Source organism: Nostoc sp. (assembly GCF_036917095.1).
GTDB lineage: Bacteria > Cyanobacteriota > Cyanobacteriia > Cyanobacteriales > Nostocaceae > Nostoc.
The window spans coordinates 1-17,821 of record NZ_JBALFH010000042.1 but is presented as its reverse complement, the minus strand read 5'-3'; the positions used below and the strand labels follow the sequence as shown (position 1 = coordinate 17,821).

Here is a 17,821-nt window from a genome sequence, read left to right as displayed (position 1 = left end):
TGAAATAGAGGGAAGAGATGATTGAACTAGGGGAATTAAGTGATACGGAACTGGGATTGGGGTTAGGGGAAAGGTTATAGGTGAGAGGGAATAATCTTTTCCCTGTAACCTGTAACCTACTCAATTATTTCCCCAAGACTTCAATATGTACTGGTGCTACGCCACTGCCCATCATTCCCAAAATTCGAGCTGCGCCAGCAGACACATCAATGACTCGACCCCGAATGAATGGGCCTCGGTCATTAATTCGCAGCACTACAGAACGACCATTGCGGGTGTTGGTTACACGGACTTGCGTACCAAAAGGTAAGCTGCGATGGGCGGCAGTCATACCTTCTGGATTGAATCTCTGACCGCTAGCAGTACGATTACCAGAACCGTCATAGCCGTAATAAGAAGCCATGCCTCTAAAACTGATTCGCACTCTGCCGACGGCAATCTGCTGAGGCAGTTTTGGTATTGATACTGGTAGACGCACTGGTAAATTGGCAATCTCTTTTAAGGGAGATGCATTGCCTAGAAGTCTCCGCAGACGATTAGTTGCTTGCAATGCATCTTGCGCCAGATCGTTGGTGCTACCTGCTAACCGCGTACCTTCGTTGATTTCGACCAATTCTTCGCCATTAATTTTGATTACATAGCGATCGCCATTTTGCTGGAGAGGGGCGCTTTTGGTTTGCGCTTGATTGGCAGTCGATTTTTCCCCTGCTTTCCAGCTGACGGTAATCTTACTACCATCCACATTTTCCCGATTCAACTCGTTGATTTTAGCTGCTATTACACCAGCTATCTGCACCGGGTCATTGTCAACAGAGCGACTCTGGTTACTCACATCTGTTACGTTACCAGTACTCACTGTCTGTAGTGAATTGCTAGCAATAAGGGCGTACCCTTGTACGCCCCCAGTATTTCCAATTGCACCAACTTTTTTAGTTTCAAAATTCGTATTTGATACAGAACTCAAAAAGGTGAGAACAGGTATATTTCGGATAAAAAGGGTTGCCGCTTTACGTCCTCCAATGTTGTGAGGATGAATTTGTGTAATCACAGCATCCAAGGTTTGTTTCCCTGCTCTGGATTGGTACTCTCCTACCTTCACCACATCAGGGGCAGGTGATTTTTGGGAAGCTAGCGCATTTCCCCTGGTGGTTTGAGTGCAACCGACTGAGGGTATGCCCAAAGCAGCCATAGACAGGGCAACAATAATCCACAAATGTCTTTGATTCATGCGTCCGTTTTTAAAGCGACTGTAGAACTTAAGTTTTATAACTTGCGGGATTTTTCACTAGTGAAAATGACTCCCTTCTGAAAAACTCGAACTCGTTCCGTTTTCACTTTGTTGTTTATAACTGCAACAGATTAACACGAACCTTTTGGCTTGGGGATCAGGGTTTTAGCGTAATTCTCGGCAGCTTGCTCAAATTCCAATTCCAATTTCAAGGGCGAAACCTTTCTCAAGTGAGGACTTTGGCTATGTAACGCTTTTTTCGGCAAGTCAAAAATTTATTAAAAAACTTTATGCTTATTGCACGCCAAAGTGACGATACCCTATTCACATCTGTTCTAAAGGCTCGCAACTACCCGTGTATTCTATATAACATCTATTTTGGCTATTTCCTCTAAGAAGTTAATATAAATTTTCTGGAATGGCATCGGCATAAATACTTAAAAATACTTATTTAATGAAATATTCAGATTTCCCTATGAATAAGCGGTCAAAGGAGTTACATCTGAAAGAAGTATGCAGATTAATTTGAACTTAATATCTTTATATTTTTTTTCAAAGTTTTTTCTACTTAGATTAATCAGGACTTTTGCTCTCCGTAACTAGGCGTAATATGGTGATATATGTAACTTTAAATAACAGTATTACTGAGTATAAAAAAAAGGTCGATACTCAACTTAATATTTTTCCGGATTAATGATAAAAAAATTAATAAAACTTCGCGATCGCTTGGAGATTAAATGTAATTTGTATCAAAAACGACAACTAGTATCCAGATGGCTAAGTAGTTACTCCAGTATGATGTTTTACAGCAAATCGTATTTTCAAAAATCTTTGCGGTTGTAGGGATGTACAGCTGCACCCCTACTATATATAGTAGGTATTTTGAGAAATGCAATCAGCCTGATGACAAACCAAGCAAATCAAGGAGATTTAGAAATAGATCCATCCCCATTAAAAGCTTTTCTCAACGAGTTGCATTCCCGGTACAAGTCACTGCGGGAGGGTGCAGTGGCAAAATACATTCCGGAATTGGCCAAGGCAAATCCGGACTTATTCAGCATTTGCATTGTGACAGTAGATGGCCAGGTTTACAAGGTTGGGGACTACGAGCAACTCTTTACTATTCAGTCAATTTCCAAGGTGTTTGCGTATGGACTTGCCTTAGAAGATCATGGGCTGGATTACGTTTTGACTAGAGTTGGCGTAGAACCGACGGGGGATGCATTCAACGCGATTGTTTTGGATGAGCAATCGAAGCGACCTTATAACCCAATGGTAAATGCAGGTGCGATCGCCACCACCAGCTTAATTAAAGGTTCCGGCCCCACCGAACGCCTCAACCGAATGCTGGATATGTTTCGGCGATATATTGGCCGCGACGTGTTCGTTGACATTTCAGTTTTTACCTCAGAACGCAGTACAGGGCATCGCAACCGGGCAATGGCGCATCTGATGCTCAACTTTGGCATGATTGACCGAAACATTGAAGAGGCACTGGATCTTTATTTCCAACAGTGTGCTGTGATGGTGAATTGTCAAGACTTAGCGGTGATGGCAGCTACCCTTGCTAACAGAGGTATTAACCCGATTACCAAAGAACGGGCGGTAGATAAGCGTTACATCAAAGATATTCTGAGTGTTATGTATACCTGTGGGATGTACAACTTTGCTGGTGAGTGGGCTTACAAAATTGGGATTCCGGCGAAAAGCGGTATTTGTGGTGGGATTATTGCTGTTGTACCCAATAAGATGGGCATTGGAGTTTTTTCGCCGCTGCTGGATGTACGTGGTAATAGTGTGCGGGGAGTCAAGGTGTGTGAAGAACTTTCCCAACGCTTAGGTTTACATCTATTTGATTGTTCAGGTGAAGAGGCGAAATTTGATTGAAGGAAGCAGAAGAGCACAGGAGGAGGTTCTATCTTTGTTGGGGATTAATCCTGAGTTTTATTAGCGCACTTTAAACTCATCTATTATTGTTTGTAGATATTTTGTAGAGGCAGCTTCGGCTTGAGAGTGGATAATGAACTCTGGGATTGTTAATGTAGAGCGAAGTTGGCAGTAAAAACGAATGGTGTGTTGGAGCGATCGCGCAATTTCTTCTTGTTCGTGTTTAGCAGGAATAGTTTGACGAAAATCATTCAAATAAGCCGGAATTTCTCTTTCCAGATTTCTCACACCGCGTGGAAGCAGTCCAGCTTGCACCTTGGCTAATGGTGCCAGAACTTGCCCGCGCAGAAAAGAAAGAAAATCAATCACTTCAAAGAGTTCACCTCTTCCTAATTTAGTTGCACCATAGTGTACCCACACCCAAAAGCGGTCTTCAATCCACTGCGGGTCAAAAGGTGGATAATTCTGTGGATTATCTGAAACAGCTAAGGTTAGTAGATTTCCCCGCTCCCATAGAATCATCGGATTTTCTATGCGGTCTGTTTGAAAATCTTGTAAAAGCAAAAACTTCAAATCGACGTGTACAAGAGGACTGTCATAGAGACAGATTAATAATCGGGGTTCGCCAACGTGTTCGCCGGTAAAAGCTGCTAGCAGTTTCCCTAGTTTGCTGGCTAAAAGCTGACGCTCTTTTAAAACTTGCTGATAATGAACATCATCTACAACAATAATCAGATCCAGGTCGGAATACCGATCCATTTCTCTACTCAAATAAGAACCACCGATTGCTACACCCAGTAAACGGTTATCCGTCTTCAACTTTGCGAGAATCTGTTCTAGAAGCTCTCGTTGTGGTTTGGGAACAGCCATACTATCTCCAATTTTTGAAATTTCAATAGCGATGCCTACGGCTGGGTACGCCTACGCGGCAGTCGGAAGGATTAGTTTAAACGCCAATCCCATCCATCTCTAGCTAGTTAGCCAGGTTTTCATTAGCATATAAAATTTTTATATTAGTGAGTTTTTAACTAACTGTTATAGATAGGCGAGATAGCTTCTATTTTATAGTTCTTTTAAGGCGATAAGTCAGGATTAACATTATGCACGAAGTTTCAAAGCAGACTATAGAGACGGCACAAAAACATGCTCAAAAATCAATTGAGCACAGCAAAGAGGTACAAGAGTTGGGTAAGAGTTTAAAAACAGATGACCAAATCGAGCCGGAACAAAAAGAACGTATCGAAGCCTATGGAGAAACCATGCACGAGCACGCGCAGGAATTTCAAGATTTGGCGCACAGACTAACAGAAGATCCTTCAACAGATGTGTTTTCAGAAGCAGTAAAGGAGCATATAAAGGTAAATGAAGCCCATATCAAAGCAATTAAAGAATTTAACGAGATACAGCCGCCAGCTTAAATGAGATATTAATTAAATATTAAATTTATTTGCTTTGAGTGAGATGTATTATTGAGCTTGTTATAAGTCTAATAACTACTTGAGCCTTTTGATTTTAGTTAAACACGGCCGAGTTGTATATATATAATGCGTTTATCCCAAAACAATACTCCGGCAGCCACGGAAGCGGATGTCTTGATTACAGAGGCACTGACTGGTCGTCCAGCGAGACAGCCAGATTTAGCGGCTGAAAACCGAGCGCTCCACATCCTCGGTCAACAACTTATGGATCGGCCGCAATCCACGCTCAAAACTCTGGTTAAAATTGCCATAGATTTATGTCGAGCCGATACAGCCGGAGTCAGTTTACTGGAAACAGATCCGAATGGGGAATCCAGATTTTGCTGGGTAGCGATCGCAGGCGCATTAGAGTTTTTAGAACAAACCACCACCCCAGGTAATTTTAGTCCCTGTGGCACCACACTTCAATCTAGGCAGCCGCAACTGTATGCCTATCCCGAACGCTATTTCACCTATCTGCACTATCCCCAGTTTCCGATTGTTGAGAAATTGCTAATTCCGCTGAGTGTAAACAATCAACCATTAGGCACTCTTTGGATTGTGTCGCATCATGAGGCGCGACAGTTTGATGTTGAGGATCGTCGGCTGATGAGCAGTTTGGCAGATTTTACTGCCTCTGCCTTACAAAGTATCCATCGGGCGCATCAGCCGGCTCTTGAAGCTGTACGCCACGAGCAAGGGACTCGTGCAGAACTCCACAGTCAAACGCAGTTCGAGGAAATAGTTGCGAACGTGCCAGGTATGGTCTATCGCTACTTGCCCCCCACAAATAGCCCGCATCGGTTTACCTTGGTGAATTCTGGCTCTCGCGAACTTTTGGAATTAGAGCCAGAAACAATTCTTCAAGATGCTAATTCCTTGGTGGAATTAATTTATTCAGAGGATTTGCCGTCATTTGGAACCTCCATTGCTCGCGCTGTTGAGAACCTCTTACCCTGGCGTTGGGAAGGGCGGATCGTCACACCATCGGGTAAGCTCAAATGGGTTCAGGGCAGTTCCTGCGCTGTGCAGACGGCAGAAGGATATGCGTGGGATGGGTTACTGATTGACCTGACAAATCACAAACTAGCAGAAGCGGCGTTGCACCAAAGTGAAGAGTTGAATCGGCAGATCCTTGACAGTAGCGACGACTGCATCAAAGTATTGGATTTGTCAGGGCTAATTGTGTATATGAGTCCAGGGGGGCTGGCAGCGCTGAACATTGATGAGATTACACCGTTCCTCAACTCTTCATGGGTCGAGTTCTGGGAAGGAGCCGACAAACAAGCCGCACTGAAGGCAATTGATGGTGCAAAAGCAGGCATAATCAGCACTTTTCAAGGCTATCGTCCAACTCAAACAGGCGAGCCGAAGTGGTGGGATAACAAAGTTAGTCCGATTAGAGGAGTCGATGGGCAAGTCGAACGGTTGTTATGCATCTCTCGTGATATCACCCCTGGCAGGCAAGCCGAAGCAGCCTTGCGCGAATCTGAAGAGCGTCTGCGTCGGGCGATCGCCATCGAAACAGTCGGTGTCATTTTCTTCAACACCAACGGCAGGATCGCCGAAACCAACAATGCTTTCCTGCAAATGAGCGGCTACAGCCGTGAAGATATTGAGCAAGGATTGGTGCGGTGGGACGAAATGACACCGCCGGAGTGGATGCCACTTTCCCTCACAGCAATCGAAGAGTTTAAAGCAACTGGCAGCACTACACCCTACGAAAAGGAATACATCCGCAAGGACGGCTCGCGCTGGTGGGGATTATTCTCTGCCAAACGTCTCAATGAAGAAGAGGGCGTGGAATTTATAATTGACATCACGAATCGCAAACAAGCCCAAACCGAGCGCGAACAACTCCTTACCCGCAAACGACACTATGCTAACCAATTGCAGGGATTGACAACAGCAGCGCTGGCAATCAGTTCTGCGCTGTCGGTTCCAGAAGTCCTGCAAGTAATTACCGAGCAGGCAGCATCGATTATTGGTGCCCACCAGTCCGTCGCCAGCATGATCGTTAACCAAAACTGGGCACAGGCAATTAACGCCGTTCACCTATCAGATAAGTATGCCCAGTGGCGAAACTACGAGCAACAGCCAGATGGGTCTGGAATTTACGCCTGTGTATGTCACCTAAATCACCCAATGCGGATGACACAAGCCGAACTTGAAAGCCATCCCAGTTGGCGAGGCTTTGGCAACGAGGCAAAAAACCACCCTCCGATGCGGGGCTGGCTTGCAGCACCTCTGGTGGGACGAGACGGACATAACATCGGGTTGATTCAGCTTTCAGACAAATATGAAGGTGAGTTCACCGAAGCGGACGAAGCCATACTGGTGCAGTTAGCGCAAATGGCATCGATCGCAGTGGAAAATGCCCGGTTATACGAAGCAGAACAGCAAGCACGGTTGGCAGCAGAAGCATCGCGGGAAGAAGCCGAAGCTGCAAACCGGGTTAAAGATGAGTTTTTAGCGGTGCTGTCACACGAGTTGCGATCGCCTCTCAATCCAATTCTCGGTTGGTCTAATTTACTTCAGACCCACAAGCTTGATGAAACGAAGACAGCGCAAGCTCTAGCAGCTATTCAACGCAATGCCAAATTGCAATCAGAACTGATTGAGGATCTTTTGGATGTTTCCCGCATTCTGCGGGGCAAACTCAGCCTTAATGTTGCTCAAGTCGATCTCGCTGTTACGATTCAAGCGGGAATAGAAACCGTGCGGCTAGCAGCCCAAGCCAAGTCAATTTCAGTACAGACAGTCTTTGAACCCAACATTGGTAAAGTTTTGGGTGATTCAACTCGTTTACAACAAGTGATTTGGAATCTGCTCTCGAACGCGATTAAATTCACGCCTGAAGGCGGACAGGTAAATATTCGTTTAGAACAACTTGGCTCTGTTGCCCAAATTACTGTCAGCGATACAGGGAAAGGTATTCATCCTGATTTTCTTCCCTACGTGTTTGATTATTTCCGCCAAGCAGATGGCAGTACCACAAGAAAGTTTGGTGGATTGGGATTAGGGTTAGCGATCGCGCGTCACCTAATCGAACTGCATGGTGGCACAGTTGGGGCAGAAAGTCCAGGTGTTGGGCAAGGAGCAACCTTTACAATCCGGCTACCGCTAATGTCCACCGAGCCAGGAACGAATCAGGATAGTACGCTGGTTGTTCCGTTTCTAGATTTGACTGGTGTCAACGTTTTAGTGGTGGATGATGATACCGACACGCGAGAATTGACAGCTTTTGTGCTAGAGCAGTATGGGGCAATTGTCACAGCCGTGTCTTCAGCTACCGAGGCATTCTTGGTTCTCACCCAGTCCAAACCCGATGTGCTGCTTAGTGATATTGGGATGCCCGATGTAGACGGTTATATGTTGATACAGTATGTCAGAAGCTTGTTTGAACAAGGCGAACAGATAAAAGCGATCGCCTTGACTGCCTACGCTGGGGAGATGAATCAGCAACAGGCACTAAAAGCAGGTTTCCACAAGCACATCTCTAAGCCAGTAGAGCCAAGGATGTTAGTACAAGCAATCTCCAGCCTGGTTCGATCTACTTAGCTGTCAAAAAGAGGAAAAGGGGAAGGGGGCCTTCGGTCAAAATTCTTCTGCTTGGGGAAGCGGGAAGATTTCACCAGCTAAGTAAGCTGGAAAGTGCTTTTGGAAATACAGCCAGGAAGTCATATCTTCCCCATCTATTAATGCTTTTGGTGCTTTTTTATATAGAGGAATCCGGTTATTAATTTCGTCTTGCAGCACTGGAGGCAGTTCTGTTAAACCATTGACTTTGCTGCCAACAGCACTGTAAATAAGTTGTCCGGGGCGATCGCCCATTTTCATCCAGGGAAGCCATTGACCAATCCGATCCCAACTTAGTTTGAGTTGAGAAACTGAGGAGAGGGCTGTGTTAAATAAATCTGCGGTTGGCACAGTTAATTTAAACAATTCCGCTGCCTGATAAATTGGATTTGGGCTGTATTCGGCAAATTTTGGATCGTCTGCTAAGGGATTGGGGTAATAGGGAAATATATCAAAAACGAAGGTGGTGCTGTCACCATCTACTTGTGCGGGAAAATTTCCCTTAAAATTCCCCTGCACTGGATTATTCGCAACATGAATCACCGGAACTGTCTCGCCTGTCCAAGGATTCTCCCATTTGGGCAAAACCTCATCTGTTTGTGGATTCAGGTAGTAAGTCAGTTCCCTGGAAGTAAAATCCCAGCTACCTTCTGCTGTGGGAATACATCGGCTAACACTCAATCCCAAAATCTTAAACAGAAGTTGTCTTTTCTCACCGGGGATAAAGGCGTAAATTTTACCTTTCCAAATCAGGAAAGTAGATTCGCTAGGGTCGAGGGAAGAACGAGTTTTAACCCAGTGCTGCGCTTCAAGTTCTTGGATTTGGGCAACCATCTAAAGCATCCTTAGTATTTGGATAACAAAAGAATAAGCTAATCAGCATCCAAGTTGCATCTTTGTCATTAGTCATTAGTCATTAGTCATTAGTCATTAGTCATTAGTCATTAGTCATTAGTCATTGGTCATTAGTCAATAATCAATAAATAGTTCTTCTTCCCCTGCCTCCCTTGCCTCCTCTGCTTCCCCTGCCTCCTCTGCTCCCCCTGCTCCCCCTGCTCCCCCTGCTCCCCAATCCCCAATCCCCAATCCCCAATCCCTTTAAATAATTAAACTGGTTCAGAAAGTTGCTCATCCAGACGGCGAAACAAAAACACCCAAAGAGGTAGAGAACTATTAATCGCAATTAGCCGCACTAAATGACCAGTTGTGACAATTTCAACATTATGATTTAATGTTAGGGAAACCAGAATCATTTCTGCCGATCCTCCTGGTGCTGTGACTAAAAGACAGGTTAACCAGTCCCAAGAGGTTAATTGCATCGCCAGTATAGCAGCGATCGCTCCGGCTATGAGGGTCATCGCCACAGACATTAAGGCATAGCCGACAGTCCGCTTCCTAAAGTTGGGTTTGTCTCCCCAATACTCACCAATAGTAATTCCCAGGAGCATTTGTCCCAATAAGTTTATGATTGGCGGCGGACTAAAGCTAATATCACCCACAAAAGGCAGCGAATGTAGCAAAGGATTAAACCCGATACCAATCAACAATGCACCAAAGAAATCGCCAGCCGGAATTTTAAATAATATAGCTGGATAAACTACTAATCCAGTAATTACCAGTACTAACAAAAGTAATTCTAGTTGAGATGGATCGAAATTGAGCCAAGCAGTGTTAATTGGAAGTGTTTGTGGATAGTAATTACCAGTTGATGTCTTAGCGATGAAGGGAATTAGAATAACTACTGAGGTGACGCGAATTGCCTGAACTAAGGCAACCAAACTAACATTTTTGTTGTAATCGGCGGCGATCGCTGCCATAATTCCTACACCACCGGGAACTGTAGCCAGCATTGCTGTCATTAGGTTGGTTTTGCTAAGGCGCGAGTAAATATAACCAATACAACTTCCAGTCAGCAGCAGAAACAAGGTAAGAAAAATAAATATGGGAATACCAGAAGCAACACTAGCTAGATTACCGTGGGCGTTAGAAGCGCCGACAGTTAAGCCTACAAGTGCCATTCCTACTTTTCTCGCAGTGCGGTTAGGTTGGGGGGAATATTGATAAAAAATTCGACACCCTTGAAGAACCACTGTACCAGCAGCAATCCCGCCAAATATCCAGGCAATCCTGCCAATTTGGAACTTTGCCAGAAGTAAACCCAGAGGTAATGCCAGAAGCATTTCCAAGACAAGAACAATTAGTTGCTTCGTAAATCGCTGTTGTTTGGTAACAACAGGATCTTCATGAGTGTGTTCTTCCAGGCTGGGAGCAACACTTAGGCTTTGATTCATCTATATAGGCTTTTTTATTAATTTAACTTATGTACCCAAGCTAATGCGATCGCACAAGATAACTATTACAGCGGGCGTAAATCTAGCTACCATCTCAATTAACCAGACTAGTACAAGGGGCAAAATCGCCTTGTTAAAGGTAGGCAAACTGACGCCACAGTGTACTAGGTTAAATTTACCGCGTGTTGTCTTCAAACAAAAATGCCTATAGAGAGAGGATAGGGGCACAACGATTGTTGTACCCCTAAAAATAATTTGTATTCCTTTCAATGGTTCAGCCGTTTAATCTTCGTCAAGGGCTGGGAAAGCTTCTTCAAGCTGCCACAACCTATCTTTATTTTCAACGAACCAAATACGAGTTTCTGGAGTTAATTTACTCCAAATGTCTTCAACAGGGATGTGAGGAGATGCATATTGGTACTGCTGACCAAGCGATCTGAGATTGTCCGCCACATTACGGGGAATTCCAAATTGTTCCCAGTCAACTGTGATATTTCTCCCCGAAACTCCTGCTGTGGGGTCAAAAACCAATTGTGCCGATCTGACTAAATCAGCAAAGTGTTTCGGTTTTAGTTTGGTGATCTCCTGAATTTGGAGTGATTCGTTATGCTCTTGAGACATTATCGCCGCAGTGGTAAGGATTAGTGGTGTATTGAACTTACTGCCAGAGATTTTGATCCCAATATTTTTACTTTAGCGCAGAGCCGCTAACTCGATCGTGACTAAAATTATAGATTAGGGATTAAGTGTTGGAAATAATTAAGATTCCAGTCCCCAGTCCCCAGTACCTATTTTAGTGACGAGTATAAGAACGCTCAAAATGAGTTTTGAGTATTTGAGCCATAACGGAGATTGCAACTGCTGCTACAGAAAGCGATATTGCTGCGATTCTAATTCTATAATCATCTGCAAGTATCGCTACAGCAGCTAGAGCGATCGCTAACCCTATAGTTCTATAATTTTATCCCTTTGTATTAGCAAATCTTTAATCCTAAAGATAGAATATTTCTCAAGTAAAACTGGTCAAGTCAGATACATTATATTAGTGAATACCGCATTGTAAAAAATTAGGATATATACCCTAATTTACTCCACAGAAAAATTATTTTTTAATAGCAACTTTTTAAATCTAACTGATGTAAAGGTAGCAGCTATAAATCATTTATAAATAACTATATTTTCGATATTTCCAAATTATTACAGAATTCGGGGTTCTAAGTTTTATGATTTTCAAACTAATCCTAATATGTCAAAAAAATGTAAAGCCTGGTAATTATCTAGCCAACTATTTTAGCTGCTAATCTTGCAAGCGAAACACTTCAGAAATCAACAATCTAAATGCACCTGAATCATCGTATTTTGCGGTGAGGCGTTTATACTCATTTTCTGCAACCAGCTTCCCGGCTACTATCTCAAATGCCTCTCCTACACGCAATTTTCTAGGAATATTCACAACGACACCATCGGGTAAGTAGAAAGTGTCATTTTTGCCATTGGTCGGGTCTAAAATAATCTCGCGAATTTCTTCGGCATCAGAATTTTTTAAATCAGAGGTAATAGATTCTTTTGTGCCAATCCAATTTCCTGACAGATTGGTTATTTCCTCGCTTGTCTTGCTGCTAGGAAAACTATTTAAATGTTCGCGCAGATGTAGAATTTTCTCTAAATCACCATTCTCTGTATAGATACTAGCTATGCTAGTATTCCAATCTTTATGCTTAAAAAATAACTCAACTGAGAAACTACGCCCCGATTCGAGTTTTCTAGGAAGCCAAGAACTAGAACCATAATCAACCAGAGCTAATCCCCTTTTAGATGGGTCTGCTGGATGCAATAATCCATCAGGCTGATTACAAGTTTCCTTCTCAATTTGCCATTGTTTTTCTAACGTACCCCCGTCTGGGGAAGGGAAGTGATTTGTGTGAGTAATTATCGTTTTATCGGCATTGGGACGCAAATTCCTGATACCTTGAGAAGACTTAATGACTTCCATTTCTGGGGAGTAAACAGTCCATATACCATACATAGACTGGCCTTCTATGGTCAGGAATGCAAATAATTTTTCCCAGTGTTGCTCTTGGAGATGCGTCATTTTATTAAATTAAAGGGAACAGGGAACTCTTTTTTTGTTAAAGTCCCGATTTTAGGTATTGACCTTAATTACTCATTTTCGATTAGAACTGTAACAGCAGCGATCGCAATCAACATTTCGTCATTTTTATCATTGAGTTCGGGAATCGCCCGCCCTTGAACTATCATCCCCCCAGATTCTACGGTCAAAGTTTTTCGACCAAATGGTAATACAGCGAGTACCTCTTCTTCCCTAACTTGCTCTGGGTATGGAACTGCTACCTGAACCTCTATAATCATTTCATTGGGGTGACTTAAACCTGCAACTTCCCAAACACCAGGTAAAGCATTGTGAGCGATCGCATTTCGTACTGCCCTAGATGCTGCTACTGTCGGTTCTTGTCCATGCTGATCTATTCCCATCCCCATTTCGATAATCAACCGTTTACGCGCCATTGCTAACTCCGGTAAATCTTGCATCTTGACACTAAAAAGGCAGAAGTTAGAGAAGCTACTTGGAAAAAGACCTTGCTATTTACTGCATCCTCCTGCCCCTTGCCTTACACCATACGTTGCAAGCGACTCAGACGCTCTGAGTAACTTTTCATCACCTGTAGAGCAAACACAGGTGTTTCCTGAACGGCAAAAAGAAACCCTTTCTCATCAAGGAAACCCAGTTTGGTATCCACCTTGGCAATAGCTGCGTAAGTTCTACTTTTTACTCCTACAAGTACCCCAGCACCAAAAACTTCGCCTGTTTCAATGGTTTCTACAACCTTGCCATTGACTAATATATCTACCTCTCCTTCGAGAATTCCATACATCTCATCACCAGACTGTCCTTCTTCAAAGATGACTTGGCCTGCTGAAAATACTTTAGGGTCGGGTTGTTTTTGAAATATACTGACTGTGATTACAGGACTTAACATTTAGAGCAACCCCAAAATTCTTGGTTTTTAGACGAAACTTTTGGATAGCTTTACGCAAACCCATAAGAGTATACTACTTTCTGTTGATTAACTCTTAATATCCACAAAATTCCTGGTTATTCTCCTAATTGCCTAGAAACCTCTCCCTGGTTTTACTACGCAAAACCGTCCCTTTCCTAGTCGGAGCTACGGTGTATACACAAGTCTTCTAGAGTTGCCCTACAGGCTTTTGATCCCCCCAACCCCCTTTAAAAAGGAAGGCAAAAAGCTCTTAAAATCCCCCAATTTATCGGGAGATTACGGATCGAGTTTTGTAACTGTTCTGTGGCCATGTCTTTTATTTGCATCGTTTATTTGAAGAATTTACTTTATTTTCGTTTGGTAATCAGCCAACCTAAAGCGATAAATATCAAGGTAGCAATGATGCTTAAAGTTAACGATGCGTAAAGGGGATGTTTTGGTATTAACGGGAGATTAATTTTATCAATATGTGTTGTGACTATACCAGAGGCGATCGCACCACCGCCAAAGCCGATACCTAGTATTTGGATGGTGTTTTCTAGGGAGCGATCGCTCTCGGTTTGTTCTGTTTCTACTATACCGCGAATTGTATCAACGAATTGTCCAAACAATTCTTTACCTGGAGTCAGATAGTTAATATATGTTTGTATTTGTTCTTGCCATTTTTTACAGTCTTTGTTAATAAAATCTTGCCATGATTGCGGGCTATTTCCGCCATCAATAGTTTGAATCTTGTCTAAACAAATTTTGTAATTAGTAATATTAGTAGTAATTGCTGTGTGGTGCGTTTGTAAATCTTGCAAACATCTGGTGTAATCAAAGCTTTTTTTGGGGATTTCTCCCATTAAGCTTTTTAAGCCAGATAATTGTGTTTGATTTTCAGATATCAGGCTGTTAAATTCCTGAATTTTATTTTCTAAATTACTATAAATTGTTCTCGCTTCTCGATAGCGTTGACGAGCTTGTTGATAAATATAAAGGATTTTATGGTAGCTACATAATAAATTTAGCAACCACTCATAAGCTTTTGTTGCAAGTGTTGCTGTTGCAGCTTGACTATTATTAATGACTATTAAAATATTGCATTGTTTGGCAGGATTATCTGGTTCATCTGGGTCAAGTGCTTGGTATTCAAATAAAAGACTACCAAACAGTTTTCCTTGTTGTGTTCTTACAGGATTTAGATTTGTGCCAGCTACTAAGGCTATGGCTAATTTTTCAGCTAGTGTATCACAATCTTCAGTTGGCTCTACTTCTCCATAAATCCATAATGTTTGTCCTAAAGATGCTTGAATATTAGATGGTAGTAGGGAACTTGGTTTAAAATGTTGCAGTTGTGGTATGTCTATGGGGGTGTCTGATGGTTCTGGAACCAGAGTTAAATCAACTGCGTAGGTATCATTAAGCAAGAAAGGCTGAAGATTAGCATTAATTTTAAAGCCTTCTGGTGTGGGGAGACTACCCAAATCTAAATCTTGAGCATCAATTAACCGTTCTGGTATTCTTCCTATTTCCCGCTTGGGGTCGTATTTACCATTTTGATAACAAATTAACTTTGAGCGTAAATCTTTCAACCCAACAAAAGTTAGCGAACCTTCACCCACTTTCACCAGATTTTCCCACAAGAGATTAGCATCTGTCACAACTTCACCGGGAAGTTCAGTTAGGGTGTGGCGGAGATGAAAAGCATAGAGGCTGAGGCTGAAATTCTTCACTATTTTGGCTAAGATTTTTATTGTAAATTGTAGCTTGGGTTAAGAGGATGTTTGAAAAGTCATGATTGATGTATAAAATTTTTTTACCCCACCCTAACCCTCCCCTTATAAAGGGGAGGGAACTAGATTTTATTGTTTCCCCCCTTTATAAGGGGGGATTAAGGGGGGTAATAATTCGATTAAAATCACAACATACTACTTTTCAAACAACCTCTAAGCAAAGCTACTAAAATTTTTCATGGTTTTGGTTGTGGTTTTTTATCGTCAGACAAAGGAGAATTGTTTTTTATGGCGTTATCTACAAGTTCCTTTGATGATTCACTAGGTTGATTGGCTGGAGTCTGTGATTTACTATTAGCTATTCCTATGTTTGCACTTACATTAATAGGTAATTTGTCAGTGATTGATTCCAGGTTTTGCTTGTAAGCTTCTAGAACTTGATTACGGGATTCTGATTGCAACCAATTTTCTAGGATTTCTACAATTTCCTCATTGTCTTCTGGTAACTGACTCGATAGTTGCTGCAATTCATTCCAGTCTTGAGTCGGAATCAAATTTGATTGAGAGTCAAGCACTTGAATAAAAGCTTCGATGCTATTTCTAGAAATTGACATTTTCTAAACTCCTTTACCTATATTACAAAAAGCAGCCCAATAAAAAGGTGATTCAAACGGTTTGGTTAAGTCATTTTCATGATTAGCAGCAAAGTATTTCTTTAAATATATCTTGTAACCCCAAGTTAGTGAGGAGTTAATCAGCCAATCTTGAAAGCCTTTGACTGTCGTATCCCTTAACCAACGTTGTGCTGTATTTAAAGCTAATACAATATTACTTTGCTGCTGTAGTTCTTCGTGAAATTTAATCATCAATAAAGCTGTAGCTGTAGCACTGACAGTCCAAAGGCTACTGACTACATTGGTGCTACCAGCTAACAAAAATCCACTGGGTAAACCAATGTATTCATCACTCGTGCTTGTGGAATCTGTAACACCAGTTTCGCAAGCAGAGAGAGTGACTAGGCGACAGTTTTCTAGTTTGAAGTGAGTAATAATATCTGCTAAAGTCAGGTTTCCATCAGCTAACTGTAATCCAGAATCTTGGGGAGAAGCAAAGTTAAAGTATCCATGACAGAAGAAAAAAGCACAGTTAGCTTTCAGCAATTTTTCATTTAGTGTAACATTGTGAATATTTTCATTAATGCCGAGCAGAATTGCTGACTTGTTGGCTTGGTCTTGCTTCAAAATATGAGCATCAGCAAACTGTTTCTTGATGGCTCCAACGGCTCCTAAATCTTTTTCGTAGCCTTGATATAAATCTTCTGTAGGGTTTTGGATGGCAAAGAAAGATTGAAAATCAGGACGTTGACGCAGTTGAACTTGTTGCAGAAGTTGACAACTGGGTGCATAGCCTACGCCGTTGGGGAATAAGTCAATTAGGTATGATTCTTTGACAGATAAAGCATGGAGAGGAAACAGGTGTAAGTAGCGATGAGGAATAAAGATTAATCTGTCGCATTGTTTGGGTACTTGGTCTAAGACTTCCTCAAGATGCAGAATTTCTGCTAACTTTTTCAGACGTTCTTCTAGCTGATTCTGCCATTGAATTTTATCTTGGTCTTCCAGGTTGTAGTAGTCATCTAGATATTTATTTTTCCAATCGCTCAAGGCATCTAAATTTTCTTTACTAGAATGCCAGATTGCTGGTTTATCGTTGTGACTGGTGATGATGAAAGCTCGAAAACAATCATTAAAAATGTACCACTGGATAATTGCAGTTTTGTTGTCTAAGAGCTTTTGAATTTCTCCAAAGTGGATGCTGCTACCAACTAAAGGCAAATTTTCTGGAGTTGTTAATTTTGCTTTGGTTAACAGTTCTACCAAATTGCGGGTTTTGCTACGCTCAATATATTCTATTGCCTCGGTATCTCTTTTTAATTCCAGGCAAACTTCCACTATGCTTCTATAAAGTTGATTCCATTCTTCTGCTTGTTTACGCTTGGCTTCTTCACCAGAAACAATATCTGTCCGCAAAGCTTCGACTGTCACAATGGCAGAAACAAAGATATTATAAGCTGAGTAAAATAGTTTTTCGTCTTGGTATAAGCTGCCGAGATTGAACAAAACTTCTGCATGATATTGGGGAAAGGCGCTGTGGGTTCTAACTCCGAGTGCAGCAGAATAAGCAGCGATCGCCAATTCAATATTCTCGGCTCGTTCTCCTAAAATTCTGTTTTTGTAAGCAGCCCCCAGATTATTTTGCGTCGTTGCCCAATCAACAGGAAAGGTGCTGCGGGTTCTAACAGACAGTGCTTGATTATAAGCAGCGATCGCTAATTCAATATTCTCGGCTCGTTCCCCGAATATTCTCTTATCGTAAGCAATCCCCAGATTATTTTGCGTCATTGCCCAATCTTCAGGAAAGGCGCTGCGGGTATATATAGCCAGTGCTTGATTATAAGCAGCGATCGCTAATTCAATATTCTCGGCTCGTTCTCCTAATATTCTCTGATCGTAAGCAATCCCCAGATTATTTTGCGTACCTGCCCAATTTTCAGGAAAGGCGCTGCGGGTATATATAGCCAGTGCTTGATTATAAGCAGCGATCGCTAATTCAATATTCTCGGCTCGTTCTCCTAATATTCTCT

14 protein-coding genes are annotated in these 17,821 nt (G+C 42.2%); 3 read left to right on the top strand and 11 right to left on the bottom strand.

The genetic code is table 11. The annotated features are described in order from the left end of the window. Positions 1-124: 124 nt before the first annotated feature. Entirely contained in the window at positions 125-1,228 is a 1,104-nt protein-coding gene (locus tag V7L01_RS23445; RefSeq protein WP_335038911.1) for a septal ring lytic transglycosylase RlpA family protein, read from the bottom strand. Between the two features lie 903 nt (positions 1,229-2,131). Here V7L01_RS23445 and glsA point away from each other — a divergent pair. Further along, positions 2,132-3,115, top strand: coding sequence for a glutaminase A (gene glsA, locus V7L01_RS23440; protein ID WP_335038909.1), 984 nt, complete (start codon positions 2,132-2,134; stop codon positions 3,113-3,115). 60 nt (positions 3,116-3,175) lie between these two features. Here the strand turns inward: glsA and V7L01_RS23435 are convergent, their stop codons facing one another. Continuing rightward, entirely contained in the window at positions 3,176-3,985 is an 810-nt protein-coding gene (locus tag V7L01_RS23435; RefSeq protein ID WP_335038908.1) for a nucleotidyltransferase domain-containing protein, read from the bottom strand. Between the two features lie 230 nt (positions 3,986-4,215). On the opposite strand from V7L01_RS23435, the gene V7L01_RS23430 reads away from it, so the two are divergent. After that, complete coding sequence (locus V7L01_RS23430; protein WP_335038906.1) at positions 4,216-4,533, top strand: hypothetical protein; 318 nt, start codon at positions 4,216-4,218, stop codon at positions 4,531-4,533. Positions 4,534-4,659: 126 nt separating this feature from the next. Next, positions 4,660-8,133: an ATP-binding protein gene (locus tag V7L01_RS23425; RefSeq protein ID WP_335038904.1), complete on the top strand. Its 3,474-nt coding sequence runs from the start codon at positions 4,660-4,662 to the stop codon at positions 8,131-8,133. A 36-nt stretch (positions 8,134-8,169) separates the two neighbouring features. Here V7L01_RS23425 and V7L01_RS23420 read toward each other — a convergent pair whose 3' ends face one another. The 9 genes from V7L01_RS23420 to V7L01_RS23380 form a co-directional block, all read right to left on the bottom strand. Next, complete coding sequence (locus tag V7L01_RS23420) at positions 8,170-8,985, bottom strand: DUF1838 domain-containing protein (RefSeq protein WP_335038902.1); 816 nt, start codon at positions 8,983-8,985, stop codon at positions 8,170-8,172. Positions 8,986-9,257: 272 nt separating this feature from the next. Continuing rightward, positions 9,258-10,442 (bottom strand): AbrB family transcriptional regulator, encoded by a 1,185-nt coding sequence (locus V7L01_RS23415; protein WP_335038900.1) that lies wholly within the window; start codon positions 10,440-10,442, stop codon positions 9,258-9,260. Between the two features lie 282 nt (positions 10,443-10,724). Next, positions 10,725-11,063, bottom strand: coding sequence for a hypothetical protein (locus V7L01_RS23410; protein WP_335038899.1), 339 nt, complete (start codon positions 11,061-11,063; stop codon positions 10,725-10,727). 676 nt (positions 11,064-11,739) lie between these two features. Continuing rightward, complete coding sequence (locus tag V7L01_RS23405) at positions 11,740-12,534, bottom strand: DUF3598 family protein (protein ID WP_335038897.1); 795 nt, start codon at positions 12,532-12,534, stop codon at positions 11,740-11,742. Positions 12,535-12,602: 68 nt separating this feature from the next. Beyond that, positions 12,603-12,968 carry a Lin0512 family protein gene (locus V7L01_RS23400; protein ID WP_335039104.1) on the bottom strand — a complete coding sequence of 122 codons (366 nt, stop codon included), beginning with the start codon at positions 12,966-12,968 and terminating at the stop codon, positions 12,603-12,605. A gap of 104 nt (positions 12,969-13,072) precedes the next feature. Continuing rightward, positions 13,073-13,441, bottom strand: a complete 369-nt coding sequence (locus tag V7L01_RS23395) for a Crp/Fnr family transcriptional regulator (protein WP_335038895.1) — start codon at positions 13,439-13,441, stop codon at positions 13,073-13,075. Positions 13,442-13,809: 368 nt separating this feature from the next. After that, entirely contained in the window at positions 13,810-15,177 is a 1,368-nt protein-coding gene (locus V7L01_RS23390) for a hypothetical protein (protein ID WP_335038893.1), read from the bottom strand. A 236-nt stretch (positions 15,178-15,413) separates the two neighbouring features. Next, on the bottom strand, positions 15,414-15,791 hold the full coding sequence (locus V7L01_RS23385) for a hypothetical protein (protein WP_335038891.1): 378 nt from the start codon (positions 15,789-15,791) through the stop codon (positions 15,414-15,416). A 3-nt stretch (positions 15,792-15,794) separates the two neighbouring features. Then, the coding region (locus V7L01_RS23380) for a CHAT domain-containing protein (protein WP_335038889.1) at positions 15,795-17,821 on the bottom strand (2,027 nt) is incomplete at its 5' end.

Excerpts from the sequence above, each read along its gene's own strand:
- V7L01_RS23410 (WP_335038899.1), bottom strand. The coding sequence starts at position 11,063 with ATGTCTCAAGAGCATAACGAATCACTCCAAATTCAGGAGATCACCAAA.
- V7L01_RS23405 (WP_335038897.1), bottom strand. The coding sequence starts at position 12,534 with ATGACGCATCTCCAAGAGCAACACTGGGAAAAATTATTTGCATTCCTG.
- V7L01_RS23415 (WP_335038900.1), bottom strand. The coding sequence starts at position 10,442 with ATGAATCAAAGCCTAAGTGTTGCTCCCAGCCTGGAAGAACACACTCAT.
- V7L01_RS23420 (WP_335038902.1), bottom strand. The coding sequence starts at position 8,985 with ATGGTTGCCCAAATCCAAGAACTTGAAGCGCAGCACTGGGTTAAAACT.
- V7L01_RS23445 (WP_335038911.1), bottom strand. The coding sequence starts at position 1,228 with ATGAATCAAAGACATTTGTGGATTATTGTTGCCCTGTCTATGGCTGCT.
- V7L01_RS23430 (WP_335038906.1), top strand. The coding sequence starts at position 4,216 with ATGCACGAAGTTTCAAAGCAGACTATAGAGACGGCACAAAAACATGCT.
- V7L01_RS23385 (WP_335038891.1), bottom strand. The coding sequence starts at position 15,791 with ATGTCAATTTCTAGAAATAGCATCGAAGCTTTTATTCAAGTGCTTGAC.
- V7L01_RS23435 (WP_335038908.1), bottom strand. The coding sequence starts at position 3,985 with ATGGCTGTTCCCAAACCACAACGAGAGCTTCTAGAACAGATTCTCGCA.
- V7L01_RS23425 (WP_335038904.1), top strand. The coding sequence starts at position 4,660 with ATGCGTTTATCCCAAAACAATACTCCGGCAGCCACGGAAGCGGATGTC.
- V7L01_RS23395 (WP_335038895.1), bottom strand. The coding sequence starts at position 13,441 with ATGTTAAGTCCTGTAATCACAGTCAGTATATTTCAAAAACAACCCGAC.
- V7L01_RS23400 (WP_335039104.1), bottom strand. The coding sequence starts at position 12,968 with ATGGCGCGTAAACGGTTGATTATCGAAATGGGGATGGGAATAGATCAG.
- glsA (WP_335038909.1), top strand. The coding sequence starts at position 2,132 with ATGACAAACCAAGCAAATCAAGGAGATTTAGAAATAGATCCATCCCCA.